Genomic DNA, 26,834 nt, shown 5'->3' with positions numbered 1-26,834 from the left:
CAATATTTTTCAGTAGTTTACAGAGCTTGAGAATTTGATCATCGTCAAGTTACTTTACTGCTACGCCACTATATTTGATGAGCAATGTAGCTGCCTGCCTAATTAATGTGTCACCTGGCAGCACACATAAATTGAGCAGGATAGGAGAGTAAAGATATGAGCCATTTCTTAAATAAAATGCGCTTTTTCAAGACCAACGAGCAAAGCTTTGCTGGCGGTCACGGTGTTACCACCGACGAAAATCGCGATTGGGAAGACGGATACCGCCGCCGCTGGCAACACGATAAAATTGTACGTTCAACGCACGGGGTAAACTGTACAGGGTCGTGCAGCTGGAAAATTTACGTTAAAGACGGTCTGGTTACCTGGGAAACACAGCAAACAGACTACCCACGTACCCGCCCGGACTTACCCAATCACGAACCTCGGGGCTGTCCGCGTGGCGCGAGCTACTCCTGGTATATTTATAGCGCCAACCGATTAAAATACCCCAAAGTCCGTCAAGCTCTGCTAAAGCTTTGGCGAGACGCGAAACAGAACTTCTCTGATCCCGTTGAAGCATGGGCCTCCATTGTTACTGACCCCGAAAAAGCCAAAAGCTATAAATCTAAGCGAGGATTAGGTGGCTTTGTTCGTGCTAAATGGGATGAAGTAAACGAAATTATTGCCGCATCCAACGTATACACGGCAAAAACATACGGACCAGATCGCATCATCGGTTTTTCACCCATTCCGGCGATGAGTATGGTGAGCTATGCCGCAGGGGCCCGGTACCTGTCGCTGATCGGTGGTCACTGTCTCAGCTTCTATGACTGGTATTGTGATTTGCCACCCGCATCGCCACAGATCTGGGGTGAGCAGACCGATGTGCCTGAATCCGCCGATTGGTACAACTCCAACTATATTATTGCCTGGGGCTCAAACGTGCCTCAAACAAGAACACCTGATGCCCACTTCTTTACGGAAGTTCGTTACAAAGGTACAAAAACCGTTGTCATCACGTCTGACTATTCTGAATGTTCAAAATTATCAGACATGTGGCTGGCACCAAAACAAGGTACTGACGCAGCACTGGCTATGGCGTTCGGCCATGTCATCTTAAAAGAATTCCACATAGATAAACCCAGTGAATATTTCACGGATTATGTTCGTCGTTACACGGATATGCCGATGCTTGTAGTACTGGATCAAACCGACAAAGGCTACACTCAGGGGGCATTTTTAAGAGCGTCAGATCTGGCAGACAACCTGGGACAGGACAATAACCCGAAATGGAAAACCATCGGGATAGATGAAACGTCTGGTTCCATGGTCTCTCCAACAGGTGCTATCGGATACCGCTGGGGCGAAAAAGGCAAGTGGAACATTGAACAACGAGATGGTAAAACCGGAAACGAAGTCAAACTGGCATTGAGCCTGAAACAGCACTCAGACAAAGTTGAATCCGTGCTGTTCCCTTATTTCGGTGGTCAGGCGCATGAGCTGGGCTACTTCCAGCACACGGAGCACGATGAAATACAAGTGCGCAAAGTACCGGTTAAAACCATTACATTGAAAGACGGTAGCGAAGCACTGGTTGCCACCGTATTCGACTTGATGGTTGCGCACTATGGGGTAGACAATGGCCTGGACGATCCAGCAGTTGCGAAGACACTACACGATGACGTGCCCTATACACCAGCATGGCAGGAAAAAATCACCGGTGTAAACGCCGACCACGTGATCCAGGTTGCCCGCGAATTTGCAGACAACGCAGACAAAACGCGCGGTCGCAGTATGGTCATCGTTGGGGCTGCCCTCAACCACTGGTACAACATGGACATGAACTACCGTGGTCTTATCAATATGTTGATGATGTGTGGTTGTGTAGGTCAATCCGGTGGTGGCTGGGCACACTATGTAGGGCAGGAAAAACTGCGTCCACAATGCGGCTGGTTGCCCCTGGCATTCGGTCTGGACTGGCAGCGTCCGCCACGTCAGATGAACGGCACCTCGTTCTTCTATAACCACTCTGACCAATGGCGTTACGAAAAACTGGAAATGACGGAAGTCCTCTCACCTTTGGCAGACAAAAGCAACTGGACCGGCTCCATTCTTGACTACAACACCCGCGCAGAACGCATGGGATGGTTACCTTCAGCACCACAGCTTGGTATGAATCCACTACAACTGTGCAAAGACGCCGAAAAAGCCGGGATGTCTGCAAAAGACTACGCAGTGCAACAGCTCAAATCGGGTGATTTGAAATTTGCCTGTGAAGATCCGGACAATCCGCAAAACTTCCCACACAACATGTTTATCTGGCGCTCAAACCTGCTTGGTTCCTCGGGCAAAGGCCATGAATACATGCTGCGTCACTTCTTGGGCACTAAACACGGCCTGCAAGGTAAAGAGCTGGGAGAGAGTGGTGATAAAAAACCAGAAGACGTGGTATGGCGCGACGATGCACCGGAAGGCAAAGTAGACCTTTGGGTTACGCTGGATTTCCGTATGTCAACGACCTGCCTGTATTCAGACATCGTACTGCCAACGGCAACCTGGTACGAAAAAGATGATATGAATACTTCGGACATGCACCCGTTTATTCACCCTCTATCTAAAGCGGTCGATCCGGTATGGGAGTCACGTTCAGACTGGGATATTTTCAAAGGCATTGCGAAGAAGTTTTCTGAGCTGTGTGACGGACACCTGGGTGTTGAAAACGACCTGGTAACCATGCCACTGATGCACGACACCCCAGGGGAATTGGCTCAGCCTGACGGTGTGAAAATGTGGTGGAAAGGCGAGTGCGACCTCATTCCGGGCGAAACAGCGCCTAACATGATCCCGGTCGAGCGGGACTATCCGAATACCTACAACCGCTTCACCTCGTTAGGTCCATTGATGGACAAGCTGGGTAACGGCGGCAAAGGGATCAACTGGAACACCGAAAAAGAAGTCGAGTTCCTGGGAGAACTAAACTACAAACACACAGAGGAAGGGCCACACAAAGGACGCCCTAAAATTGATACTGCCATTGATGCCGCTGAAGTGATCCTGAGCCTGGCACCCGAGACCAATGGTCAGGTCGCAGTAAAAGCCTGGGAAGCACTGGGTGAGTTTACGGGCAGAGACCACACGCACCTGGCACGCCCCAAAGAAGAGGAAAAAATCCGTTTCAGGGATATTCAGGCGCAACCGCGTAAGATCATCAGCTCGCCGACCTGGTCAGGTCTTGAAGATGAGCATGTGTCTTATAACGCCGGCTACACCAACGTACATGAGCTGATACCCTGGCGTACCGTTACGGGCAGACAGCAGTTTTATCAGGACCACCAATGGATGCGTGATTTTGGTGAAACCATGGTGTCGTACAAGCCCCCTATTAACTTGAAAACAACGCAGCCCTTGCTGGGCAAAAAGCCAAATGGACATAAAGAGTTAACGCTTAACTGGATCACCCCACACCAGAAATGGGGCATTCACTCAACCTACTCTGACAACCTGTTGATGCTGACACTCAGCCGTGGTGGCCCCATTGTCTGGCTCAGTGAAACCGATGCCAAAGAAGGCGGTATTAAAGACAACGACTGGATTGAAGTTTTTAACGTCAACGGTGCGATTGCCGCGCGTGCGGTGGTCTCTCAACGTGTCCCTGAAGGGATGAGTATGATGTATCACGCACAGGAGCGCATTGTGAACACCCCTGGCTCCGAGGTGACAGGTACCCGTGGCGGTATCCATAACTCGGTGACCCGCGCGGTCATGAAACCAACCCACATGATAGGTGGCTATGCGCAGCAAGCCTATGGGTTTAACTATTACGGCACTGTGGGCTGTAACCGCGATGAGTTCGTCATTGTCCGTAAAATGGACAAAGTTGATTGGTTAGATAACGAGTAGCCGAGGATAATATTATGAAAGTACGTGCACAAATAGGCATGGTCTTAAACCTGGACAAATGTATCGGCTGCCATACCTGTTCTATCACCTGTAAGAATGTCTGGACCAGCCGCGAAGGCGTTGAGTACGCCTGGTTTAACAATGTTGAAACTAAACCTGGTATTGGTTACCCCAAAGAGTGGGAAAACCAGAGCAAGTGGAACGGTGGCTGGAAACGCAACAGCAATGGCACACTTGAGCCTCGCCAGGGTAACAAACGTCGATTACTGGCCAATATTTTTGCCAACCCGGACTTGCCCGAGATCGACGATTATTACGAACCGTTTGATTTTGACTACCAACACCTGCACAACGCGCCGGACAGCAAACATCAGCCCGTTGCGCGCCCACGCTCACTGATCAGTGGGCAGCGTATGGAAAAAATCAACTGGGGCCCGAACTGGGAAGAAATCCTGGGTACTGAGTTTTCTGAACGTAAGAAAGACAAAAACTTCGACGACGTGGTGCAAAAAGACATTTACGGTCAGTTTGAAAAGACCTTTATGATGTACTTACCACGCCTGTGTGAACACTGTATCAACCCAGCCTGCGTAGCGAGTTGCCCGTCTGGTGCAATTTACAAGCGCGAAGAAGATGGCATTGTACTGATTGATCAGGACAAATGTCGTGGCTGGCGCATGTGCGTATCAGGGTGCCCCTACAAAAAAATCTACTACAACTGGAAAACCGGTAAATCCGAGAAGTGTATTTTCTGCTTCCCGCGTATTGAAGCTGGCCAACCTACAGTGTGCTCCGAAACCTGTGTAGGCCGGATCCGCTATCTGGGCGTGCTGCTTTACGATGCAGATAAAGTAGAAGAAGTGGCTAATACGCCCAACGAGCAAGACTTGTACCCCGCTCAACTGGGTATGTTCTTAGACCCACATGATCCAGAAGTTATTGCAGCAGCCAAAGAAGAAGGCATTCCTGACAGCTGGCTGGAAGCGGCATGCCAGTCACCGGTGTACAAAATGGCGATGGACTGGAAAGTTGCCCTGCCCCTGCACCCGGAATACAGAACCTTGCCGATGGTGTGGTACATCCCGCCCCTGTCACCTATTCAGACAGCGGTAGAAGCGGGTCATGTGGGTATGGCGGGCGTCATACCGGACCTGAAGTCACTGCGGATCCCACTGCGCTATCTCGCCAACTTACTGACTGCGGGCGATGAAAAGCCGGTTGTGACAGCACTGGAGCGCATGATTGCTATGCGGGCATTTAAACGCGCACAACAAGTTGAGGGACAGGAAGATCTGGCAGTACTGAAACAGGTTGGCCTTACCCCCGAACAGGTTGAAGACATGTACCGCTACATGGCGATTGCCAACTATGAAGATCGCTTTGTGATCCCAACCAGCCACAAATCCTATGCAGAAAATGCGTACGACATGAAGAGTGGTTGTGGGTTCAGCTTTGGTAACGGCTGTAGTGATGGCAACAACGGAGTGAACCTGTTTGGCGGTAAAAAACAAACTGGTAAACAAATCATCCCTGTCGAGATAACGGAGTAAAGACCATGCAAGTATTAAGTGTACTATCCCATTTGCTCGACTATCCATCAGCCGAGTTTGTTGCAGCGAAAGAAGATCTGCTGGCGATTGTCAACGAGAGCTCGATCAGCCCCGACACACGTAAGGCGCTCTGTGCTTTTATCGAAACACAATGCGCAAAAGACGTCATGGAATGGCAAGCAGAGTACGATGGCCTGTTTGAGCGCGGTCGTGCATTGGGGCTTTGGCTGTTTGAACACGTTCACGGTGAAAGCCGTGACCGTGGTCAGGCAATGATCGACTTAATTGGGCAGTACAAGCAAGCCGGTCTGGAACTGGCACAAAACGAACTACCCGACTACATCCCTTTGTTTCTTGAGTTTCTGGCAACCCAAGGCGAGGACAATGCCCGGCAATGGCTGAGCGAAGTAGAACACATATTGGCCCTGCTGCAATGTCGACTGGAAAAACGCGACAGCGAATACGCCATTGTGTTTGTGTCGTTACTTGATATCGCACAAAGCACCTTTGACCTGAGCACACTGCGCGACCAGGTCAATGGTGAAAAACGCGATGATACTAAGCAGGCCATAGACAAAGAATGGGAAGAAGAAGCCGTCACCTTTGGTGCGCCGGATGCCGACAGCTGCCCGAGCGCGGTCAATCGCCCCAGTGAATCTCAACGCAAAGATCAACATGTTCCAGTGACCTGGACTGACTTTAACAAGCAGGCCAGTTAAGGAGTACATTATGACTTATTTAAATACACTACTATTTGGGATATATCCCTACATAGCCCTGTCTATTTTTATCATAGGCTCGGTAGTTCGGTATGACCGTGAGCAGTTCACATGGAAAACAGGCTCCAGTCAGCTGCTGGAAAGCAAACAATTAAAGCAAGGTAGCAGAGCCTTTCACATTGGCGTCATTATGGTGTTACTCGGTCATTTTGTTGGCCTGCTGACACCATCAGAGATCTGGCACCTGTTAGGCATTGAAGCCAGTCATAAACAGCTGATAGCAATGGGCTTAGGTGGCTTTTTTGGGTTAATTTGCTTTTATGGCCTGACCATATTGCTCAGACGCCGCCTGTTTAATCCGCGTATTCGCGCCACCAGCAGTACCATGGACATTGCCATCCTGCTGCTACTTTATGTTCAGCTCATTCTGGGCCTGTTATCGATTTTTGTTTCAGCAGGCCATATGGATGGCGCTGAGATGCTGAAGCTGATGAGCTGGGCGCAAAACATGGTGACCTTTAACGGCACCGCCGCTGCTGCTGCTATCTCTGATGTACATTGGATCTACAAATTGCACGTATTCTTGGGCATGACATTGTTTGTTGTCTTCCCGTTCAGCCGGTTGGTCCACATTGCCAGTGTGCCACTTCAGTACCTGACCCGGAACTACCAGGTCGTACGTAGCAAATAACCCCTAAATATAAGCCCTGCCAGCCAGGGCTTTAGCTGAGGTCAATTATGATTACCGTCAACCAAACAACAATCAGCGAAGCACAGATACTTCAGGAGATGCAGTATCATCCGGCAAAGGACCACCGCGCAGCCATGATAGACGCAGCAGAAAGCTTGATCATAGGCGAGCTGTTCAATCAGCGCCTGGATGAGCTGGGACTGCATCTGCAAACAGGCGAGCAGCTTGACAGTGAGGAACAAAAGCAAAATGCCCTGCTGAACTTACTAATTGAAACTGAGGTGGCCATTCCCTGTGCAACAGAGCAAGAATGTGCGCACTATTACCAACAGAACCTGGCTAAGTTTTGTTCTTCCCCTTTAATTGCTGCACGCCATATTTTAATACCGGCACCTGTGGAAGATGAAAATGCCAGAGCCAACGCTTTAGAAACCGCAGAGTCCATTCTGGAAGCACTGACCAAAGGAGAATCGTTTAGTGTACTGGCCGAGCAATATTCTAAGTGCGAGTCAGCCAAGCTTGGCGGTCAACTCGGACAGCTCTCGAAAGGCCAGACCGTCAGTGAATTTGAACGTCAGGTGTTCAGTGCCGATGAAGGGTTGATAGACCACCCAGTGGAAAGTCGCTTTGGCTTTCACATTGTGTTTGTCGACTTTAAACAAGCAGGCAAACAGTTGCCCTTTGAAGCAGTCAAAACACGTATCAAAAACTACCTGGATAAAAAAGTAGAGCGTAAAGCCATTGCACAATATATAGAGTGTTTAATTTCCAAGGCAAAAATAGAAGGGTTTGATTTTAACGTAAGTGCCAGCCCGCTGGTGCAGTGACGCTTGCAATCCCCGGGTTGGAGGTAAATTCAATTATCACATGTAAAGGCAGGTCCCTCGCCTTTACATGTATTATTCATTGCTTAAATAACCGTACGATATTCGTACATATTATTTCTGCGCTTAGATATCGGGTCGTTAAAACTGATAGCCAAACTTCAGATACATCTGACGACCCAAGGCGCTGTGGGTCTTATTATCAATACCCATAGATTCAGACGGCGCCAGTGGCGCCTCTTCATTCAACAGGTTTGATGCACCTAAAGTCACGGTTAGTTTGTCGTAGCCGACATAGCTTACGCTGGTATCAACCGTCGTCCAGGAATCAATTTCATATTTATCCCCGTTGCTGTCGGCCAGGTCCAGGTTCTTGTCGACATAGTTAAAGCTCAGGTTGGCAACAAAATCATCCATTGACCAGTCAACCCCGGCTGTCCAGCGGTATTTCGGATGCTGGTACTCACCATTCAGGTCTTCAACTACGGTACTGGTATTTCCGTCATCATCACTTTCAAACGACTGCTCTTCGAAGTTCAGTGTATAAGTGAGATTATAGTTAAAGCGGAACTCACCCATATCAGAGGTGTTGAGCAAGTATTCGATGTCTAAGTCCAGACCGTCCGTTTCACGACCACCAATGTTCACGAAGGTATCATTGATTGTCAGAATACGGCCTAAGGTGCTGCCCTGGCTGGGAGCCCGCACAACCAGATTGGGATCGGTACCGCAACAGTCGACCAGCTTTTGCGCACCAATTTTCTTGATCAAGTCTTCCTGATCATAGTTCCAGTAGTCTACCCCAATGCTAAAGGTATCCGTCGCCTGCCAGATCACACCCAGGTTGAAGTTCTCCGACTCTTCCGGTTGCAATTGCTTATTACCGGCAACGATGGCGGTATATTCGGTAGGCGAACAATCCACATCTGCGCCTGTTTGCTTACAACGCTCTTTGTCGATTACGCTGGGCGATTCGTCGGTGCGCCCCAAGTGTAACTGAACGAGCGAAGGCGCGCGGAATGCAGTCCCCCAGGAACCTCGTACCACAACAGAATCTATGGGTGTCCAGCGAAAAGCGATTTTAGGGTCTGTGGTATTACCAAAATCACTGTAATCCTCGTGGCGCAGTGCTAACTGAAGTTCAAGGTTATCCAGTAATGGCGCGCTAAATTCCGCAAAGACCGCGGTATTGTCCCGATCACCATTGGCTTGTGTCGCTTCGGTACCAAAGATTTCGCCCCGAAGGTACTGGCTATCCGGGTTATCTTCAATTTTTTCATAGCGGTGCTCAAAACCGAACGCCGCAGAGACATAACCGTCACCAAGTTCAAATAGCTCACCGGAAATGGTGCCATCCAGTGATTGCATGGTCGAAGAGCCATAACGGGTGGTCGTCGTTTCAAAGAAATCTAATCCTTCCTGTGTATTAGTGCTGGGCTCAAATGGATTCCAGCGGCCTTCATCAATGGCTTGTTGAGCAAGGCGTTTATTCGGGAAGCCGTCAAAGCCTTTTTCAACAGCACTGGAGCGGATAGCCGAGTATGCAAATTCCCACTCCCAATCCTGCCACTGACCACGCATCCCCATCACGGCACGATAGTATTCTGAGTCCACGTCTTTTTTACGGTTACCAATGTCTACGGTGCGGCGTCGCATTGAGATGTCTACACCATGAAGGAAGTGATCAGGCTGATCAGCTAACGGGTGGTTCGGGTTGTCACCCGCCATTGTCAGCTCAGTAAAACTCGGGCTACCGGCACCCTGAATGAAGGTTGAGGCATGCTGCGCCGAAAACTCTGCAAAGCCTTCAACACCGTCCATGATCTCCTGGACACCATTGTAGTTAAAAGTCACTCGCTCGGTTGAGGGCACCAGGCTCATATGCGGCGCATAGTCATAGCGACATACATCCCCGATTATCATGTCCGCCGGGCAGACATCATTACCCCATACGTCAGCGAACAGGGTTTGACGAACCTGTGTGCCGTCATCTTCTACACGGACAACAGGTAAGCGGGCCCATTGTTCGTCACTCAGTGACGCACGCTCTACTTCAACACTGCCTGGAAAACCAGATGAACTCAGCGAATTATTGCCGCCGCGAAAACGTTGATCAGCCGTTGCGGTATAATCCCGATCCGAGTAAAACACGTCGCCACGTTTGAAGTAATCAAGCGTAAAGTTGTGATGTCCTTTACTGGTGGAGTTACCCCACAGTAAAGTAAAGTTTTGCTCTTCACCACCGCCATCGGCTGTATCAGAGACTTTAGCCGCGACTTCGAAGCCGTCTATGTCGTTACGTAAAATGATGTTAATAACACCTGCTACTGCATCCGAACCATAGGTAGCCGACGCACCATCTTTAAGTACATCAATCCGCTTAACCGCAGAAACAGGAATGGTGTTTAAGTCAACGAAGGACGTTTCAATGTCTTTTGCAAACGGGCTAACAGCCACCCGCCGTCCATTGATCAATACCAGAGTCGATGATGCACCAAGACCACGCAGCGCTACACTAGACCCCCCATTGGCGGTGTCATCACTAGAGTTACCTTGGGTACTAAAGGTGCCTGTGCCCGCAACGGGTAGCTTTTGTAAAGCGCCTATCAGATCAGTTGATCCCGTCGCTGCCAGGTCAGATGCTGAAATAGTTTGAACCGGTGAGGGCCCTTCCATGTCTGAACGTTTAATATGCGACCCCGTCACTTCAATGCGTTCCACTTCACCTTCTTCCGCCATAGCAACCTGTAAACTGCCTGAAAGTACGGTTGAGACTGCAAGTGCAGTAAGTGTAATCCCCTTTTTCATTCTTCCTCTTCTCCATAGTGTTAATTATATTTGTAATAACCAAACATTTTATAACATATGAAAAACACATTAAGAACATTTATGTAATACAAAAGAGAAACAAATTAATGCAGAGGTTACATTTAAGCATATGGAATACATGGGAACCGTCCTGTGCTCCCCTTAAAGTATATTTATAGCAAGATCAAAAAAGCCCGCTGTGCGGGCTTTTTATTGCGTTTATCGCGGATATTTAGATAGCAGTATTATTGATGTTTTTAATAAACTGCTTAACTGGTACATCATTGCACTTCAGGTTACGTGTCTGATGGCGAAGTTTGCCCAGACTGGAAAGTCCCTCTTTGGCTGCTTTTAGGCAAAGCTCAGTTGCAACAGTACTGTTTTTAGCGACAAGTTTCACTTTCGCTTCGGTATTCGCAGACTCAATCTGTGCCTGTTTGGCAAATGAACGGATGTCTTCACCGTTACACTCAAGCGTCTTAGAAAAACGTGATACGAATACACCGTGCTTCGCTCCATATGCACGTGCAGCACTCAGACCTTGTTCCGCCGCGATAGCGCATACTTTAGATTCTGGTGATGCGTTACCGCTCACAACTGGTGCAGCAGTAGCAGAAAAAGATGCAATCGAGATCAGTGTAACAAGAGAGAGAGACTTAAACATAATTTACCCCAAATGAACGAATTGGTGCGCATTATATATACAAGTTTTAGTGTGTAAATGGTAAAAATGAACTTTCTTGATCATTTAATAGCCTATTCACAACTCCCTAATCAGGCGCTTTAAAGCCGTTACAATTTTCGCATTCATTAACAATTTTAGATGTCATAATTCCCAATTTTTAGAACACCTAGAGGGCCGAACATACCCTGCTAAATTCGCACCTCCCCCTCCATTCATGCAGACAAAAATGATAGACTTAGCGTCACTGACTATATGCAAATTAAGAACAACAACGATGAAAGTTATCTCATTCAATATAAATGGCCTGCGCGCTCGCCTGCACCAGCTACAAGCCCTGATCGACAAACATCAACCCGATGTGATCGGATTGCAGGAGATCAAAGTACATGACGAAGCTTTTCCTGTCGCAGATGTTGAAGCAATGGGCTACCATGTCTATTTTCACGGTCAAAAAGCACACTATGGTGTCGCACTGCTCTCAAAAAAACCCGCCAAGCTGATCCAAAAAGGGTTTGCAACAGATACAGAAGAGTCGCAGAAGCGGATGATCATCGGCACCTTTGAAAGTGACAATGGTGAAGACATCACGGTGATGAACGGTTACTTCCCCCAGGGTGATAACATTAATCACGAAACCAAGTTTCCGTACAAACGTCAGTTCTATGCTGATTTAATGACCCACCTGAACACAACAGCAGACAACGGTGAAAATCTGATAGTCATGGGTGATATCAATATTTCCCCTGTCGATTTGGATATCGGCATTGGCGAGCCTAACCGTAAGCGCTGGCTGAAAACCGGTAAGTGCTCATTCCAGCCAATAGAGCGTGAATGGCTGCAGACTTTGCTGGACTGGGGTCTCAAGGATACCTTCCGTGAACTAACCCCGGATGCCTGTGATAAATATTCCTGGTTTGACTATCGCTCTAAAGGATTCGATGACAATCGCGGCCTGCGCATCGACGTTGTTCTGGCCACTGCCCCTTTGATGGCCAAATGTGTCGAAAGTGACATTGATTATGAACTGCGTGGTATCGAAAAGCCCTCAGATCATGCGCCGGTATGGGCAACATTTGATCTATAGTCGATATGTTTACCGCTCTTGTAGCCATCGGCTTGTTTGCCCTGAGTATCAATAAGCACCAGTATCAGGCACTGCTGCAAACGCCGGCACGGCAAACCGGTGTGCTGGCTTGTGCGCTGGTACTGGCGCTGCTGTGGCAGATCCAGGCTGGTATTTTACCGCAACTGTCTATCCATATTTTGGGGATCACCGCGGCGACACTCACACTTGGCTGGCATATGGGTCTGCTGTGCACGACGCTGGCAACTTTGCTCAGTTATTTCTTTGGTCCTATGCCCATCGATAACTTTTGGACATTCTGGCTCTTTACAGCCCTGCTACCTGTCTATCTGAGCTATGGTCTGTTCTTACTCTGTTATCATTTTCTCAGCCGCCACTTTTTCGTCTATATCTTCGTCTGTGCATTTTTGTGTGGAGGTCTGGTAGCAGCCAGTAAGATAGCGATAAGTGCACTGTATTACTTCAGTATCGGGCTTTATGACTGGCCTGTGCTGGTCGACAACTATATTTTTTACGCGATCATCATGTGGTTTCCGGAAGCCATGCTTAACGGAATGGCCATCACCTTACTGATCACCTACCGACCACACTGGGTCAAAACCTTTTATGATAGGGATTACTTAGATAAATGACGCTGCATTATCGCTGCCCCATTTGCTCGGCACCTTTGACTGAGCAAAACAAGACGCTTCGTTGTGAGCACAATCATCAGTTTGATGTGGCAAAAGAAGGGTATGTTAACCTGCTTCCGGTCCAGTTTAAAAACTCCCGCCAGCCTGGTGATAATCTGGATATGGTGCAAGCCCGGCGTGCTTTTTTTTCCACCGAGCACTATCAGTTTTTACAGACCCATCTCGCACAAACCATTTCAGCTATGCCATGCGAGTCTGTCATAGACATGGGCTGTGGAGAGGGCTTTTATACTCAGGCCATTGCCAGCGCGCTACCTGAATCCAGCCAGGTGTTTGGTGTGGACATTTCTAAACCGGCTATCAGATACGCCGCAAAACGCTACCCTCAGGTCCACTTCAGTGTCGCTTCGATTAAAGATGCGCCATTTTTAGCTGGGCAGGCCGATGTGCTGTGTAGTGTGTTCGCCCCAGTATTTGCAGAGGAAATGGCTCGCCTGCTAAAGCCCGAAGGGCAATTATTGGTTGTCAGCCCGGGACCTAAGCACCTGTATGAGTTAAAACAACATATCTATGATGACGTTCGCCTGCACGACGCGCCAGATTGTCCGTCAGGATTTGTTGAAGTGGAACAGCTTCACCTGGAGCAAACACAGCAAGTGGCCACAGAGGTTATTAAGCACCTGATCAAGATGACCCCATTCGCGTGGAAGTTCAAAGAGAGCCACTATCAAACGCTGGAACAAGCGCCAAACCACCAGGTCACCTTCTCTTTCTTGGTAACCCGCTATCAAAAGTCCTGAGCTGGCTGTCGTCAACACTCATACCAGATAAAAGAAAACCTCTGAGCTGTCAGAGGTTTTCTTTTGCAAATGCTTTATCCATTTTCTCAAACATATCTTTGAGCAGTTTTGCCAACTCACGGTATTTGGGATCCCGTGACGCGTCGGCCTGATAACCATTGGCTACCATTTTGTGATAAAGCTCTTTGTACCAACTATTCAACGCCGGATTCAGGCGTGTATCTGCCCGCTTACCAAGCCACAACAACCCCTGTACAGGCAAAGACAAAAAGAACAGAGCAATGGTGATGGCCTGAGGAAGATACGCCATTCCCAGGTACGAAGTCTGAATAAAAACCGAAATAACTGCCAACACAGGCATCACCTGCAGGGCAAATTCAGTCGCTTTAATCACTCTGAATTCGGGAAATAACAGCGTCAATTCCTTGCGCATTGGCCATTCTTTGGCGTACTGACGTCCAAGTTGCACTTGTGAAATAAGACTTTTCTGCATCATAACTCCCGGGTGCAAGGGCAAATTTTTACTCGTTATATCAGCTTAACACGGCAACTGACAACTTACATTTGGTCAATTTCGTAAAGCGGAGCAACATCATTAACCTGTTGCTTACTTGCCATCGACCGTTGCCTACTTTCGAACCAACAAAACGAGCAACAAATCACGATAAACCAATACCGATGGCCTAACGTTTCTTAAAAAAATCGGGTAAAATTAACTTCATACTCGTCAATTATACCTTAGTCTAATATGTAGCTAAATGCGCCTTTTCATTTAGCTTAATACGCAATAACAGTTATTGTCAAAACGGATAGTCATTATGTCATCTTCCCATGTTCTGGTACTCAATTGTGGCAGCTCCAGCCTCAAGTTCGCAATCATCGACCCAAACACCGCCCAGGAACACCTTTCTGGACTCGCGGAACGCCTCGGCGAAAGCGATCCACAGATAAAATATAAGCATGAAGGCCAAAAGCACGTTGTCACACTCAATACTGGCGACGCCCACCAGGTTGCTATCGACAAACTGGTTGAACTGGTCAAGTCCCTTGGGTTGGATAAAGAACTGGTGGCAGTCGGTCACCGCGTAGTGCATGGCGGTGAGCACTTTACACACTCCGCACTGATAGATGACAATGTGCGCCAGGCTATTGTCAAAACAGCCGATCTGGCTCCGTTACACAACCCAGCCAACCTGCTGGGCATAGATGCTGCTACTCAGGCATTCAGTCACTTGCCCCAGGTTGCGGTATTCGACACAGCCTTCCACCAGAGCATGGCGCCTACTGCGTATCTCTACGCGCTCCCCTACGAGCTATACAAATCCCATGGGATCCGCCGCTATGGCTTCCATGGCACCAGCCACTATTTTGTATCGACTCAAGCCATCAAAGCATTAGACCTTGAGCAAAAAAGTTCTCGCATTATTACCGCACACCTGGGTAACGGCTGCTCTGTTTGTGCAATAAAAGATGGTAAATCGGTCGATACCAGCATGGGACTGACACCACTGGAGGGCCTGATCATGGGTACTCGCAGCGGTGATATCGATCCGGGCCTGTTTTCCTACCTGGTTAACCAGCTGGATTACAGTGTTGAACAGGTCGATACCTTGCTGAACAAACAAAGTGGCTTGTTGGGGATCAGTGAATTGTCGAATGACTGCCGCACCATTGAAGAAGCCGCCGCAGATGGACACCCCCAGGCAACCTTAGCGCTGGACATGTTCTGTTATCGCCTGGCTAAGCAAATTGCCAGCTTTGCAGTGCCCCTGGGTGGCGTAGATGCGCTGGTATTTACCGGTGGTATTGGCGAAAACTCAGATGTGATCCGCGCAAAAGTGGTTGAACAACTCGGCTTTTTAGGGATGGAGATTGATGCGCAGGCAAACCTCGATGCCCGCTTTGGCAAAGAGGGTGAAATTACCCGCGCTGGCGCTGCGACTAAAGCATGGGTGATCCCAACGAATGAAGAATGGGTCATTGCCCATGATGCCGCGCAACTGGCACAGGAGCACTAAATCATGAGCCGTCGTATTATGCTGATCCCTATTTCAACCGGCGTTGGCTTAACGTCCGTGTCGGTTGGTTTGGTGCGCGCGTTGGAACAAAAAGCCGTTGCGGTTAATTTTTTTAAGCCAATAGCACAACCCCGAAAAGAAGACACAGGCCCGGAAAAATCAACCTTGATTGTACAACAGGGATCTTCTATTTCCCCGCCTAAACCATTTGAGCTGAGCTATGCCGAACAAATGATTGGCGATGGCAAAGGCGACGATTTACTCGAAGAAATAGTCGAGCGCTTTGAAAGTGCTATTAACCCGGGTGAAGTGGCTATTATCGAAGGCATGGTGCCAACACGTCGTCAGCCTTACGCAGGCCGTGTCAACCGGGAAATCGCCCAGACACTCGGTGCAGATATTGTGTTTGTACTCACCCCGGGCAACGACAGCAATGACCAGCTCGAAGACCGCCTGGAAATTGCCGCGGGCAACTATGGTGGCGTCGACCACGCTCGGGTATTAGGCTGTATCTTTAACAAAGTAAACGCACCACTTGATGAAGATGGCCGGGCACGTGCCGATCTGGTTGATCAACATGAGCCGGAGCAATTGGAGAATGAGCTAAACAGGCTGGCTTCTTTGCCCATCTTCCGCAAGCATCCGTTTATGTTGCTTGGTGCTATTCCGTGGGATTTTGATCTGGTCGCACCACGTGTGGTTGACCTGAGTAACTATCTGGGCGCGGAGGTGATCAACGCCGGTGACATGGCGCATCGCCGTTTAAGACGCGTCACCTTTTGTGCCAGAACCGTCTCAAATATCCTCAATCACTTTACACCAGGCGCCCTGTTGGTCACGCCAGGTGACCGCTCCGATATTCTGGTTGCGGGCTGCTTGAGTGCCATGAACGGCACAAAGCTGGGTGCCATTTTGCTCACTGGCGGATTCAAACCAGAAGCCAAAATCATGGAGCTGTGCGAACAAGCCATGGCAACGGGCCTGCCAATCCTGGCTACCACTGCAGATACCTGGCGGACCTCGTTGTTATTGCATAACTTTAATATGGAAGTCCCTGCTGATGATGAACAGCGCATCGACAAAGTGAAGCAACATAATGCCGATCATATTGACGCCGACTGGCTGGACTCGCTGGCTCAGGGCGTGGCCCGAACCCGAAAGTTATCGCCTCCGGCGTTTCGTTTCTTGCTGACAGATTCAGCACGTAAAGCAAATAAGACTATAGTACTGCCAGAGGGCAACGAGCCTCGTACCATCAAAGCCGCAGCTATCTGTGGTGAGCGAGGCATTGCCAAAACAGTGCTGCTGGGTGACAGAGAAGAAATCGAACGTATCGCCGCGCAGCAAGGGGTCGAGCTGAATGACAATGTCACCATTCTCGATCCCAATGAAGAGGTTGAAAAGTACATAGCGCCTATGGTTGAGCTGCGCAAAAACAAGGGCCTGACGGAAGTTGTGGCGGCAGAGCAACTACAAGACAATGTGGTGCTGGGCACCATGATGCTGGCCGAAGACAAAGTGGACGGTTTGGTATCGGGTGCAGTCAACACGACCGCGAACACCATTCGTCCACCACTTCAGCTAATCAAAACAGCCCCGGACTCGTCACTGGTCAGTTCTGTGTTCTTTATGCTATTGCCCGATCAGGTTCTTGTTTATGGCGATTGTGCAATTAACCCGGACCCCACCGCTGAGCAACTGGCTGACATTGCAATCCAGTCTGCTGAGTCTGCTGCCGCATTCGGCATTGAGCCCAAAGTGGCGATGATAAGCTATAGTACCGGCACATCTGGCCAGGGAGCCGATGTCGACAAAGTGCGTGAAGCAACGCGTATTGCGCAAGAAAAGCGACCGGATTTGGATATCGACGGGCCACTGCAGTACGACGCAGCCATTATGGAAAATGTCGCACGTAAGAAAGCGCCAAACAGCAAAGTAGCTGGTAAAGCGACGGTATTTGTATTCCCGGACCTCAATACTGGAAACACCACTTACAAAGCCGTACAGCGAAGTGCCGACCTGATCAGCATAGGGCCTATGCTGCAAGGTATGCGCAAGCCCGTTAACGACCTTAGCCGCGGCGCGCTGGTTGATGATATTGTTTACACGATTGCTCTGACCGCTATTCAGGCGGGACAAAACGATCAGTAACACCTCAACCTGGTTCGTCACCTAATTCGGGAAGCACACAGGCTTTCCGAATTACAACTTAACAAGGTGTGTAGTCAACGGAAAAAGGTTTCTTTTGGCCATGCTTGGCTATACTATGAAAGAGTCACAGGTGTCAGGACTCGGATATGTCGAAGCAAACATTGCAGGTATTGCCACACAATTTTACCATCCATAGTCTGGATAGTGAGCAGGCTGTGCCCGCAGAGGTGATGTCCGCGGAAATATTCTTCATAGCAAAAACCTCCGAAGAGCTTTCCATTGTTTGTCCAAGCACACTCCAATTTGACAGCTTTGCAACTGAACCAAATTGGCGAGCACTGGAAGTCATTGGTCCGCTGGGTTTTTCTCTGACCGGTATCATGGCCAACATTTCAGGCGTTTTGGCCAGCGCCAATGTCTCTATTTTTTCGATTTCGACCTACGACACAGATTATATTTTGGTCAAAGAAGCACAACTTCCTGACGCCATTAAAGCACTCAAAAAAGACGGATACCTGTTTGTCTGATGCATTTATCACAGCAGATTAATTATGCGCCCATTGCGCAAATTGCCAATCCGATCATGCACATTGCTAGTCCCTTTACCGGCAAAGTACATCCACTCAGTCATCACCCAGAGCCTTTATTTGCCAGCGGTATGCTGGGTCCGGGCGTATGTGTCAAACTCAACTCAGCGATGATGTTAGCCCCCTGCCCGGCAAAAGTTGAAAAAATCAGTCAACAGGGCTGCGAGTTTATACTCAGGACAAAGACTGGTTTGCTGATACTCCTGCACCTGTTGCTGCCGATAGAATATCGAAAAACAGAGCACCTTATTCAACACAGCTATGGCAAAAAACGGGTCACGATGGGTGATATTTTGTGTTATTTCGATGTACCGAGCGATGTCGACATTCTGGGCACTTTAATACTGCTCAATGCAGACAAGCTGGGACCATGTTATTATCCTTTAAATCAAGTCACTGCGGGCAAAGATCCGCTAATCACATTAGCCAGGGCATGTAATTTATGACTACCATTATGTACGGTATCAGCAACTGCGATACCATTAAAAAAGCCAAAAAATTCCTTGAACAAAACGACATCAGCTATACCTTTCATGATTATCGCAAAGACGGTCTGGACGCGCAGATGCTGGCAGAGTTTGTTGACGCACTGGGCTGGGAAAATGTACTCAATAAACGTGGCACCACTTATCGTGCTCTCAGTGATGAGGACAAGCAAAACCTTGATGCAGATAGTGCCCAAAAACATATGCTGGCAGCACCTGCGATGATCAAGCGCCCTATTCTGCTTCACGCTGGCCAGTATCACCTTGGCTTTAAAGCACCACAATATCAGGACATTTTCTCGCTATGAGTGAGACACACAGTGAGGTAGTCGCGCTTGCGAAAGCCCTAATCCAGCGCCCTTCTGTGACCCCAGAGGACGCCGGGTGTCAGGCCATGATCAACGAGCGTCTCAGTGCACTGGGATTTAAAGTCGAAGAGCACTTTTTTGTTGATACGCTCAATACCTGGGCACGTAAAGGCACACAGGGGCCGCATTTTTGCTTTGCAGGGCACACCGATGTTGTACCTGTAGGTAATGAGCGAGACTGGCGTTATCCACCGTTTTCAGGAGAGATACACGACGGTATGTTGCATGGCCGTGGTGCCGCCGATATGAAAGGTTCACTGGCGGCTATGGTGGTGGCGACAGAGCGTTTTGTCGCGCGTTTTCCTGATCATAACGGGTCGATCAGTTTTTTGATCACCTCAGATGAAGAGGGTCCATTTATTAATGGCACGACTAAAGTGGTTGATTTGCTCGAAGCCAGAAACGAAAAAATAGACATGTGCCTGGTTGGCGAGCCGTCGTCCAGAGAACAATTGGGTGACGTGGTTAAAAACGGACGCCGAGGCTCACTGACCGGACACCTCACCATCAAGGGCGTGCAAGGTCATGTTGCCTACCCTCACCTTGCCAAAAACCCAATCCACCAGGCTACACCGGCGCTGACTGAGCTCAGCACCATACAATGGGATCAGGGAAACGCGTTTTTCCCGGCCACCAGCTTCCAAATCTCAAACATCCACGGTGGCACCGGCGCCGGTAATGTGATCCCCGGCAGCCTGGATGTACAGTTTAATTTTCGCTTCAGTACAGAAGTGACAGCAGAGCAGCTCAAGGCCCGAGTGTGTGAGATACTCGACAAGCATGATCTGGACTATGAACTTCACTGGACACTGAATGGCCTGCCCTTTTTAACCGAGCCGGGTCCACTGTTAAATGTCACACTGGATGCCATTAAAATGGTGACCGGCATTGATGCAAACCCGGAAACAACGGGTGGTACTTCCGATGGGCGATTTATTGCGCAAACCGGCTGTAAAGTCATCGAACTGGGCCCTGTCAATGCAACCATTCATCAGGTTAACGAGCGTGTGAGTGTGAAGTCACTCGACCAGCTTGCTGAAATCTATGAGCTGATCCTGGAAAAGCTGCTCACATGAACCACCTCAGCACACTTGCGTCTCAGGCATGTGGCCTGTCCACCAGCCACCTGATCTCGTATGCCAATGTGTTCATTCACAGTGCCATCCAACGTGATCTGTTGGCACTGAATGAAGCAGCAAAGCAAGCCGGATTTACGTTTTGTATTGCTTCGGCTCATCGCGACTTTCATCGGCAGTGCCTGATCTGGAATAACAAGGCTCAGGGGTTGCGCCCTGTGTTAAACAGTCAAAATGAGCCGGTCGACCTGTCTTTGTTGACACCACAAGCCCGTGTACACGCCATTATGCTCTACTCCGCTCTCCCCGGTGCCAGCCGCCACCACTTCGGTACCGATCTGGATGTGTACGCCAGCAATTGCCTGCCCGCAGATCAAAAGTTGCAGCTGGAGCCCTGGGAGTATGAACAGGGTGGACCATTTGCTGAATTTAATGGCTGGATGAGCGAACATCTGGCTGAATTCGGTTTCTTTCGGCCCTATCAGCGTTATCAGGGTGGCGTTGCTGCCGAGCCGTGGCACATCAGTCACAGGCTGAGCGCTGCAGGTATGATGGAGGCGTTAAGTGTGGAGACACTGGCAACAGTGATCCGCAGTCATGAAGTTGCAGCCAGACCCACCATTTTGGAGATGTTGCCGACGCTATACACCCAGTACATCGACAACATTTGTGAATAGCTCAGTGTCGGGGCCGCTATTGCTGGCGATAATGTGTAAAGAATCGCTGCATCCTGCCCATGGCGGGCTCTAGCTCATCCATATGTGGTAAGAACACCAACCGGAAATGATCTGGCTGAGGCCAGTTAAATGCCCTGCCATGTACCAGCAATATCTTCTCCTCACGCAACAAATCAAGCATCATTCGTTCATCATTTTTCACATTGAAATGTTGCGTATCTATTTTAGCGAAAGCATACAGAGCACCCATAGGCTTAACACAGGACACTCCCTGAATATCATTCAACCCTTGCCACGCAATCTGACGCTGCTCATACAAACGCCCGCCTGGTTGGATCAATGCGTCTATCGACTGTACTCCTCCGAGTGCCTGTTGGATCGCAAATTGTGCGGGCACATTGGCACACAAACGCATCGATGCCAGCATATTGAGACCATCTATCAAGTCCTTCATCGCTGACACTTTTCCACTCAGTACCATCCAGCCCATCCGTAAACCGGCTGCCCGATAAGTCTTCGCCAACCCATTGAAGGTGATCACAGGTAAATCATCACACAAAGATGCAATTGACCAGTGCACGGCTCCGTCGTAGAGGATTTTTTCATAGATTTCATCGCTGAGCAGCAACAGGTTATGCTCTCTGGCAATATCAATAAGCCCCTCAAGAAGCGCTTTACTATAGACAGCACCAGTTGGATTGTTTGGATTGATCAATACCAGAGCGCGTGTTTTAGGTGTGATTTTGGCTCTGATATCAGCCAAATCAGGAAACCAGTCGGCGGCTTCATCACACAAATAGTGCACGGGTTTACCGCCCGACAGCTTTACAGACGCAGTCCACAAAGGATAATCAGGTGCAGGTATCAGTACCTCATCGCCGTCGTTTAACAGTGCCTGAGTTACCATCTGGATAAGCTCACTCACCCCATTGCCGATGAATATGTTGTCGACACTGATGTTTGGCAGGCTTTTCTGCTGGTAGTGCTGATAAACTGCAACCCGGGCGGAATACAGCCCTTTGGAATCACAATAACCCTGAGCATCTGACAAATTGCGAATGATGTCACGGTGCATATCTTCGGGCATATCAAACCCAAACGCAGCCGGATTGCCGATGTTCAGTTTGAGGACTTTAGTGCCCTCGTCTTCCATTTTTTTTGCCTGTGACAATACGGGCCCGCGAATGTCGTAGCATACCCCATTGAGTTTGCTGCTTTTAGTAATTTTTATCATTGTTTCTCCCCATTCAGGCTCCTAGAATAGCGCCCTGCTGACAGGAAGAAAAGCACATTCAGCACAGAGTTTTAAAAGGGGAATAGGACGACGAGCGAACCGTGCTCGCAGCCACTTGTTCAGGGGGAGATAACAAAGAGAAAACAGCTCAATTACGCCCTTGAGCTGTCAGTTTTTGAGATGCAGATACTTGCTACGCTTATGCGTTAGCCATCAACCACTGTTGTAGCTTAGTAGTAGAGCCAATAACTTGCTGTGACAAACTGCCAAGTGCCTCTTTGGCCGAGTTCACATCCCCCTGCAAAAGCAGCATTTCTACTTCACGAGCACTATCAGATAGACTCATTGCTCCAAACTGCGCAGCGTTGGATTTTAAGCTATGTGCGTTACGTGTAGCAGCTTCAAGATCAACAGGTAGTGACTCTCTGACTTCACGCTCTAATCGTTCGAATTCACTGATGCAAAACACTAAGGTATCTGAAAATTGCTCACCTAACAGGGACTGCATCGTATCCAGGCAAGCTTCATCTATTATTACGTTCATATTAGTCCTTTCACTATCTGGCTAACAAACCCACCAACAGCCTCTCTTAAGGTTAATGCTAGCTAAGAGGGCCCTAAACTGCAAACTATGATATGATCTACAGCAGAAAAAACAGTAAAATAATGCGATGAAACGAACACTTTGCAATCACTGCCACTTCCCTGAGCAGACCTGCGTCTGCAAGTTCCTGGGCAAGCCTCTCAAAAATCACTGTAAGATACTGGTGTTACAACACCCCAGTGAAGTCAAAGTAGCTAAGAATACGGTTCGCTTATTATCATTGCAGCTGAGTAACCTTGAGCTCGTCATTGGTGAATCTGAAACAGATTTCGCGCAAGTGCGCGAGCAGCTTTGCTCAAGCCAATGTGCGCTGCTCTACCCTTCTGAACGTGCCACAACACTGCCAGCGCCCGCGGAAAAAGAAACTCTGCCAGCCATAGAAACCTTAGTGGTTTTGGATGGAACCTGGAAAAAAGTCCACAAAATGCTTATGCTCAACCCTTGGTTGATGAGCCTTCCTCATGTCTCATTCGCCGACTTGCCAAAAAATCAGTATCACATTCGCAAAGCCGAACAGGCATTTAGCCTGTCAACACTTGAGGCGACAGCCCACTTTTTGCACTTGTATGAAGCAATTTCACCTGAGCCTTTGTATTACGCTTTGGCAGGGATGATAGAGCAACAAACCCGGTTCATGCCAGCTCATGTCAAGCAACGGTATTTGCGTGACGAATAACCGGCCGAATAATCGCTCGATGAATACCTCTCGTAATCGTTTGAAGCGCCGCTTTTACCGTCGTGGACCAGATTATCGCTTCGGCGATCAAGCCAGTTTTGACGAAATTAAGACAACCTTTGGCTTTAAAACTATAACATTAGGCGCCTGGGTCGACAAACAAGAACAACATATTGCCGCTAACCTAGTTTACGATGCTCTGGCCGATCTGACCCAGATTTTGTCAATTCCCCCTGTCGCAATTGGTCTGCGAGGTACATTAAATCTCGCATTTGGCAGCGGTGGGCAGGCTGGCGTTCAGGCGCATTACGACAGCAGTCAGCGGACGCTGGCGCTGGCGAAAAACGCCGGTGGCGGCGCGCTGGCGCATGAATGGTGGCACGCGTTTGATCACTATATTGCTAAGCATATGTTCGACAAAGTAAGCGCACATGACTTTGCATCGGCACTTTGGCTTACTCATACGCCGAATCTGTCACACCCGCTTAATCAGCAGCTTGATGCGCTATTTCGTCTCCTGCTGTTGGATAGCCACGGCCTAGAGCCCAGCGACTACTTTAAGCATGCTGCGTTACTAGACAAAGCACGCGGCACCCAATACTACGCACGACCACAAGAGTTAACAGCTCGGGCTTTTGAATGGGTCATAGCCAATGATACTCATATCCGCAATGCCTTTTTGGTAGACGATGTGCTTGGCTCTGAACTGGCACGTCAAGGAGGCTTTCCAGACGAAACCATTGCGGCTGAAACATGCCTTGCCACCTCTAGTTACTTTCGGATGCTAGGTGCTGCGTTATATCGTCAAATGCAATAAATTCCGTCAACCAGCTGCGGTACTCTGCAAACGGGAGGGGTCGGGAAATGTAAAACCCCTGACCAATATCACAGCCAAAAGCTTGCAGCATCTGATAGCTTTGCACACTCTCAACCCCCTCAGCAACAACTTGAGAGCCCAGGTTATGTGCCATATCACAGGTAGCCTTACAAATCGTCTGGTTGGTCGCCGAGCAGGCTATGTTCATGACGAAACTCTTGTCAATTTTGATTTCGTCAACCCCCAACTGGCTTAAGTATGCCAGCGATGAATAACCCGTGCCAAAATCGTCAATGGCCATTTTGACACCCAGCCTTTTGAAGCCATCTATGATTTCGTTAAGGTCAACCTCATTTGCCAAAGTGACAGATTCTGTAATTTCCAGCATCAGCTGTGAAGGAGCCAGGTTCAGCTGGCTGATCAAAGTGATCAATTGCACGGCAAGATCCTTTCTGCCAATGTCTTTTCCGGAGACATTCAGTGACAGGACATGCTGCGGATAAACACAACACAGCTCTGCTTGTGCAATCAACGCCTGCTCAACTACCCAGTCTGTGATTTCGGGGATCATGCCCGACGATTCAGCAATAGGAATAAACTCATCTGGTGGGATCACACCTAGCTCTGGGTGATGCCAACGTAGCAAGACTTCAGCCCCAAACACTTCACCCTGTTGCAGCTTAACCTGAGGCTGAAAATAGAGAGAAAACTGGTTCTGTGCTACGGCATATTTTAATGAAGAGGCGACTTTGATTCGCCGCTCCAGATACAAAGAGTCGTTATGATCGAATAATTGCCACTTTTGTGTCCCGAGGGGGCGTGTCGATATCGCCTGTAATGCGCGTTGCATCAAAGCCTCTGTCGTTTGAGCATGGACGGGGTTGCTGGCAACACCAATTTCCAACTGATCAACCAACAATTCCCCCTTAAAACTGACCCCTTCTTCAAAAATGGACGCCAACAAGCATGCATACTGCTCAACCTGACTCAACTCCAACTTACCACGTAAGACAATGGCAAACAGCGTATCATCCAGCCGATATATCTCTGTGCGACTGTTAGGCTCTGCGGCAACCGTCACTCGACCATAAGTGTCGAGTTGGATTTGGACTTTTTTTAGCAACGACTTCAACTGTATCGCTGCATAATCCCACCCCATATTTAACCGGATTACGCTCAACACTTTAGGCCGAAACATCACTAATGTGTGATGCTGATGAGTACTTTGCAACCCGTCCAGCGCTTTTTGCAGCATGTGACGGTTGGGCAGCCCGGTTTCTTTGTCATGGTTTGCATACTTAAGTAACAGCAGCTTCTTTTGCCGTTCGTGCCAGTAAACGTAATAGGCCAGCAACAATATATGGCCAGTCAGTAAGGAATGATTGACTAAAAAGTAATGAGACAATGCAAGCACACCCAGTTGCCCCAACATCAGAATCACCAGCAACGCCAGTGCGGGCAGAAAAGCAATGGCTAATATGCGTGCTTCATGTTGATACTGTGAAGGTTGCATACAAAGTAAATAAGATACATAAGCCGTGACAACCAATCCGGCCATCACCTGGAACAGCAGTTGATAGCCAGTATGTAATGGCGCACTGATACAGACCACCAGTAACAAGCACCATAACAGCCGCCACAAATAATACCTATGCTGTTCGTTTAATCTTTTCTCCACCGCAAAGTAGTGGAAAAAACACAGCACGCAGGCAAGGCAAAGCAAAAACAGCTGACTGCTATAAGTTGCCATAGCGCTACTGATAGTCGTGGGGAATAATAACATATTCACGCCACTTTCCGCGCCGCTGATAACCGCGACCAGTAATACGTATCCCCCCAGAGCCAATAACCCGGGACGGAATTGAGACACGGCCATGAGCATAAGAAACAAGGCAACAAAATAGATGCTGCCCGTTTCAACACCAAACAAAAATACCTTGCGACTAAGCAACTGCACAAATTCAGCTTCGTGTACTGCTACCATTGATAACCATTGTGGGTAAGCCCCCTGAGCCTGTATATAAAGCTGTGCAGATTGCATACCTCTGGGTACTTTTACGTGGGGCAATACCGACTGTGCAGACGATACAAGCTCTTTAGTTGGCGCTATCAGCGTGTATTGAATCAGCTTTCCTGAGCGCTCCAGATAAAACTTGAGTACACCCTGTACAGGCTGGGTGTAGATGACCTGTTCATTGTTTGGGTTTGCAGGTATATCAATCCTTACCCAGGTCGCTATACCCCGCTGCAGCCGAATACTCTGTCCAGCCGAGGTCATACTCTCGGCCATCTGACGAATTTCTGCAAGTCCAAGTTGATTGGTCGCATCGCTGTATACTCTAAGTGACATCGGTGCCAACGAGCCCTCTGAGGGCTCATTGGATTGCGCTGCGCTATCCAACATCAGAACAGCCATGGCAGTCAACAAAACGGCTATTACGCGTATCACGCTTAACCACATCCCAA

General features: G+C 48.8%; 23 protein-coding genes. 17 read left to right on the top strand and 6 right to left on the bottom strand.

The window, feature by feature from the left end:
• Positions 1-156 precede the first annotated feature (156 nt).
• Genes ACXAH1_RS14095 through ACXAH1_RS14075 form a run of 5 tightly spaced genes read left to right on the top strand, consistent with a single transcriptional unit; the run spans position 157 to position 7,669 of the window.
• The gene (locus ACXAH1_RS14095; RefSeq protein ID WP_475197518.1) at positions 157-3,882 is read left to right on the top strand and encodes a nitrate reductase subunit alpha; all 3,726 of its coding nucleotides are present in this window, start codon (positions 157-159) and stop codon (positions 3,880-3,882) included.
• A 14-nt stretch (positions 3,883-3,896) separates the two neighbouring features.
• A complete protein-coding gene (gene narH, locus ACXAH1_RS14090) occupies positions 3,897-5,432 on the top strand; it encodes a nitrate reductase subunit beta (RefSeq protein ID WP_138551323.1) in 1,536 nt (511 codons plus the stop codon).
• 5 nt (positions 5,433-5,437) lie between these two features.
• Positions 5,438-6,151 (top strand): nitrate reductase molybdenum cofactor assembly chaperone, encoded by a 714-nt coding sequence (gene narJ, locus ACXAH1_RS14085; protein WP_475197517.1) that lies wholly within the window; start codon positions 5,438-5,440, stop codon positions 6,149-6,151.
• A gap of 10 nt (positions 6,152-6,161) precedes the next feature.
• Positions 6,162-6,842 carry a respiratory nitrate reductase subunit gamma gene (gene narI, locus ACXAH1_RS14080; RefSeq protein WP_475197515.1) on the top strand — a complete coding sequence of 227 codons (681 nt, stop codon included), beginning with the start codon at positions 6,162-6,164 and terminating at the stop codon, positions 6,840-6,842.
• 47 nt (positions 6,843-6,889) lie between these two features.
• Entirely contained in the window at positions 6,890-7,669 is a 780-nt protein-coding gene (locus ACXAH1_RS14075) for a peptidylprolyl isomerase (protein WP_138551326.1), read from the top strand.
• A 138-nt stretch (positions 7,670-7,807) separates the two neighbouring features.
• On the opposite strand, the gene ACXAH1_RS14070 is transcribed toward ACXAH1_RS14075, so the two are convergent.
• Positions 7,808-10,474, bottom strand: coding sequence for a TonB-dependent receptor plug domain-containing protein (locus tag ACXAH1_RS14070; protein ID WP_475197513.1), 2,667 nt, complete (start codon positions 10,472-10,474; stop codon positions 7,808-7,810).
• A 232-nt stretch (positions 10,475-10,706) separates the two neighbouring features.
• A complete protein-coding gene (locus ACXAH1_RS14065) occupies positions 10,707-11,138 on the bottom strand; it encodes an exonuclease III (RefSeq protein WP_253046268.1) in 432 nt (143 codons plus the stop codon).
• A 295-nt stretch (positions 11,139-11,433) separates the two neighbouring features.
• On the opposite strand from ACXAH1_RS14065, the gene xthA reads away from it, so the two are divergent.
• From xthA to rlmA, 3 genes are read left to right on the top strand one after another with little or no spacing between them, the layout of a single operon-like run.
• On the top strand, positions 11,434-12,243 hold the full coding sequence (gene xthA, locus ACXAH1_RS14060) for an exodeoxyribonuclease III (protein WP_475197511.1): 810 nt from the start codon (positions 11,434-11,436) through the stop codon (positions 12,241-12,243).
• Between the two features lie 5 nt (positions 12,244-12,248).
• Positions 12,249-12,875 carry an energy-coupling factor ABC transporter permease gene (locus ACXAH1_RS14055; protein WP_475197509.1) on the top strand — a complete coding sequence of 209 codons (627 nt, stop codon included), beginning with the start codon at positions 12,249-12,251 and terminating at the stop codon, positions 12,873-12,875.
• Complete coding sequence (gene rlmA / locus ACXAH1_RS14050; RefSeq protein WP_475197507.1) at positions 12,872-13,675, top strand: 23S rRNA (guanine(745)-N(1))-methyltransferase; 804 nt, start codon at positions 12,872-12,874, stop codon at positions 13,673-13,675. The genes ACXAH1_RS14055 and rlmA overlap by 4 nt, the downstream gene beginning before the upstream one ends.
• A 49-nt stretch (positions 13,676-13,724) precedes the next feature.
• Here the strand turns inward: rlmA and yfbV are convergent, their stop codons facing one another.
• A complete protein-coding gene (gene yfbV, locus ACXAH1_RS14045; RefSeq protein WP_138551364.1) occupies positions 13,725-14,168 on the bottom strand; it encodes a terminus macrodomain insulation protein YfbV in 444 nt (147 codons plus the stop codon).
• Positions 14,169-14,493: 325 nt separating this feature from the next.
• Between yfbV and ACXAH1_RS14040 the strand changes: the two genes are divergently transcribed.
• The 7 genes from ACXAH1_RS14040 to ACXAH1_RS14010 all read left to right on the top strand — a co-directional run bounded on the left by ACXAH1_RS14040 (position 14,494) and on the right by ACXAH1_RS14010 (position 21,037).
• Entirely contained in the window at positions 14,494-15,693 is a 1,200-nt protein-coding gene (locus ACXAH1_RS14040) for an acetate kinase (protein ID WP_475197506.1), read from the top strand.
• A 3-nt stretch (positions 15,694-15,696) separates the two neighbouring features.
• On the top strand, positions 15,697-17,844 hold the full coding sequence (gene pta / locus ACXAH1_RS14035; RefSeq protein WP_475197503.1) for a phosphate acetyltransferase: 2,148 nt from the start codon (positions 15,697-15,699) through the stop codon (positions 17,842-17,844).
• Positions 17,845-17,990: 146 nt separating this feature from the next.
• A complete protein-coding gene (locus tag ACXAH1_RS14030) occupies positions 17,991-18,371 on the top strand; it encodes an ACT domain-containing protein (RefSeq protein ID WP_138546801.1) in 381 nt (126 codons plus the stop codon).
• Positions 18,371-18,877 (top strand): PTS glucose transporter subunit IIA, encoded by a 507-nt coding sequence (locus ACXAH1_RS14025; protein ID WP_475197501.1) that lies wholly within the window; start codon positions 18,371-18,373, stop codon positions 18,875-18,877. The genes ACXAH1_RS14030 and ACXAH1_RS14025 overlap by 1 nt, the downstream gene beginning before the upstream one ends.
• Positions 18,874-19,224 (top strand): ArsC family reductase, encoded by a 351-nt coding sequence (locus tag ACXAH1_RS14020; RefSeq protein ID WP_054016830.1) that lies wholly within the window; start codon positions 18,874-18,876, stop codon positions 19,222-19,224. The genes ACXAH1_RS14025 and ACXAH1_RS14020 overlap by 4 nt, the downstream gene beginning before the upstream one ends.
• The gene (dapE, locus tag ACXAH1_RS14015) at positions 19,221-20,360 is read left to right on the top strand and encodes a succinyl-diaminopimelate desuccinylase (RefSeq protein WP_475197500.1); all 1,140 of its coding nucleotides are present in this window, start codon (positions 19,221-19,223) and stop codon (positions 20,358-20,360) included. Before ACXAH1_RS14020 ends, dapE begins: the two co-directional genes overlap by 4 nt.
• Positions 20,357-21,037 carry a M15 family metallopeptidase gene (locus ACXAH1_RS14010; RefSeq protein ID WP_475197499.1) on the top strand — a complete coding sequence of 227 codons (681 nt, stop codon included), beginning with the start codon at positions 20,357-20,359 and terminating at the stop codon, positions 21,035-21,037. The genes dapE and ACXAH1_RS14010 overlap by 4 nt, the downstream gene beginning before the upstream one ends.
• Before the next feature lie 16 nt (positions 21,038-21,053).
• On the opposite strand, the gene ACXAH1_RS14005 is transcribed toward ACXAH1_RS14010, so the two are convergent.
• Together ACXAH1_RS14005 and ACXAH1_RS14000 are read right to left on the bottom strand one after the other, a co-directional pair.
• Positions 21,054-22,271 (bottom strand): pyridoxal phosphate-dependent aminotransferase, encoded by a 1,218-nt coding sequence (locus ACXAH1_RS14005; protein WP_475197497.1) that lies wholly within the window; start codon positions 22,269-22,271, stop codon positions 21,054-21,056.
• Between the two features lie 199 nt (positions 22,272-22,470).
• A complete protein-coding gene (locus ACXAH1_RS14000) occupies positions 22,471-22,815 on the bottom strand; it encodes an Hpt domain-containing protein (protein WP_138551339.1) in 345 nt (114 codons plus the stop codon).
• Between the two features lie 127 nt (positions 22,816-22,942).
• Between ACXAH1_RS14000 and ACXAH1_RS13995 the strand changes: the two genes are divergently transcribed.
• Both ACXAH1_RS13995 and ACXAH1_RS13990 read left to right on the top strand, forming a co-directional pair.
• Positions 22,943-23,551, top strand: coding sequence for a tRNA-uridine aminocarboxypropyltransferase (locus ACXAH1_RS13995; RefSeq protein WP_475197496.1), 609 nt, complete (start codon positions 22,943-22,945; stop codon positions 23,549-23,551).
• A gap of 19 nt (positions 23,552-23,570) precedes the next feature.
• On the top strand, positions 23,571-24,368 hold the full coding sequence (locus tag ACXAH1_RS13990; protein WP_475197631.1) for a CLCA_X family protein: 798 nt from the start codon (positions 23,571-23,573) through the stop codon (positions 24,366-24,368).
• On the opposite strand, the gene ACXAH1_RS13985 is transcribed toward ACXAH1_RS13990, so the two are convergent.
• Positions 24,319-26,829, bottom strand: a complete 2,511-nt coding sequence (locus ACXAH1_RS13985) for a putative bifunctional diguanylate cyclase/phosphodiesterase (RefSeq protein WP_475197494.1) — start codon at positions 26,827-26,829, stop codon at positions 24,319-24,321. The two genes, ACXAH1_RS13990 and ACXAH1_RS13985, sit on opposite strands and share 50 nt — an antisense overlap.
• Between the last annotated feature and the right edge of the window lie 5 nt (positions 26,830-26,834).

The sequence above is a fragment of the Pseudoalteromonas sp. AWH4_217 genome (assembly GCF_056161105.1).
The sequence above is the reverse complement of the archived record's forward strand: the minus strand, read 5'-3'. Positions and strand labels throughout refer to the sequence as shown.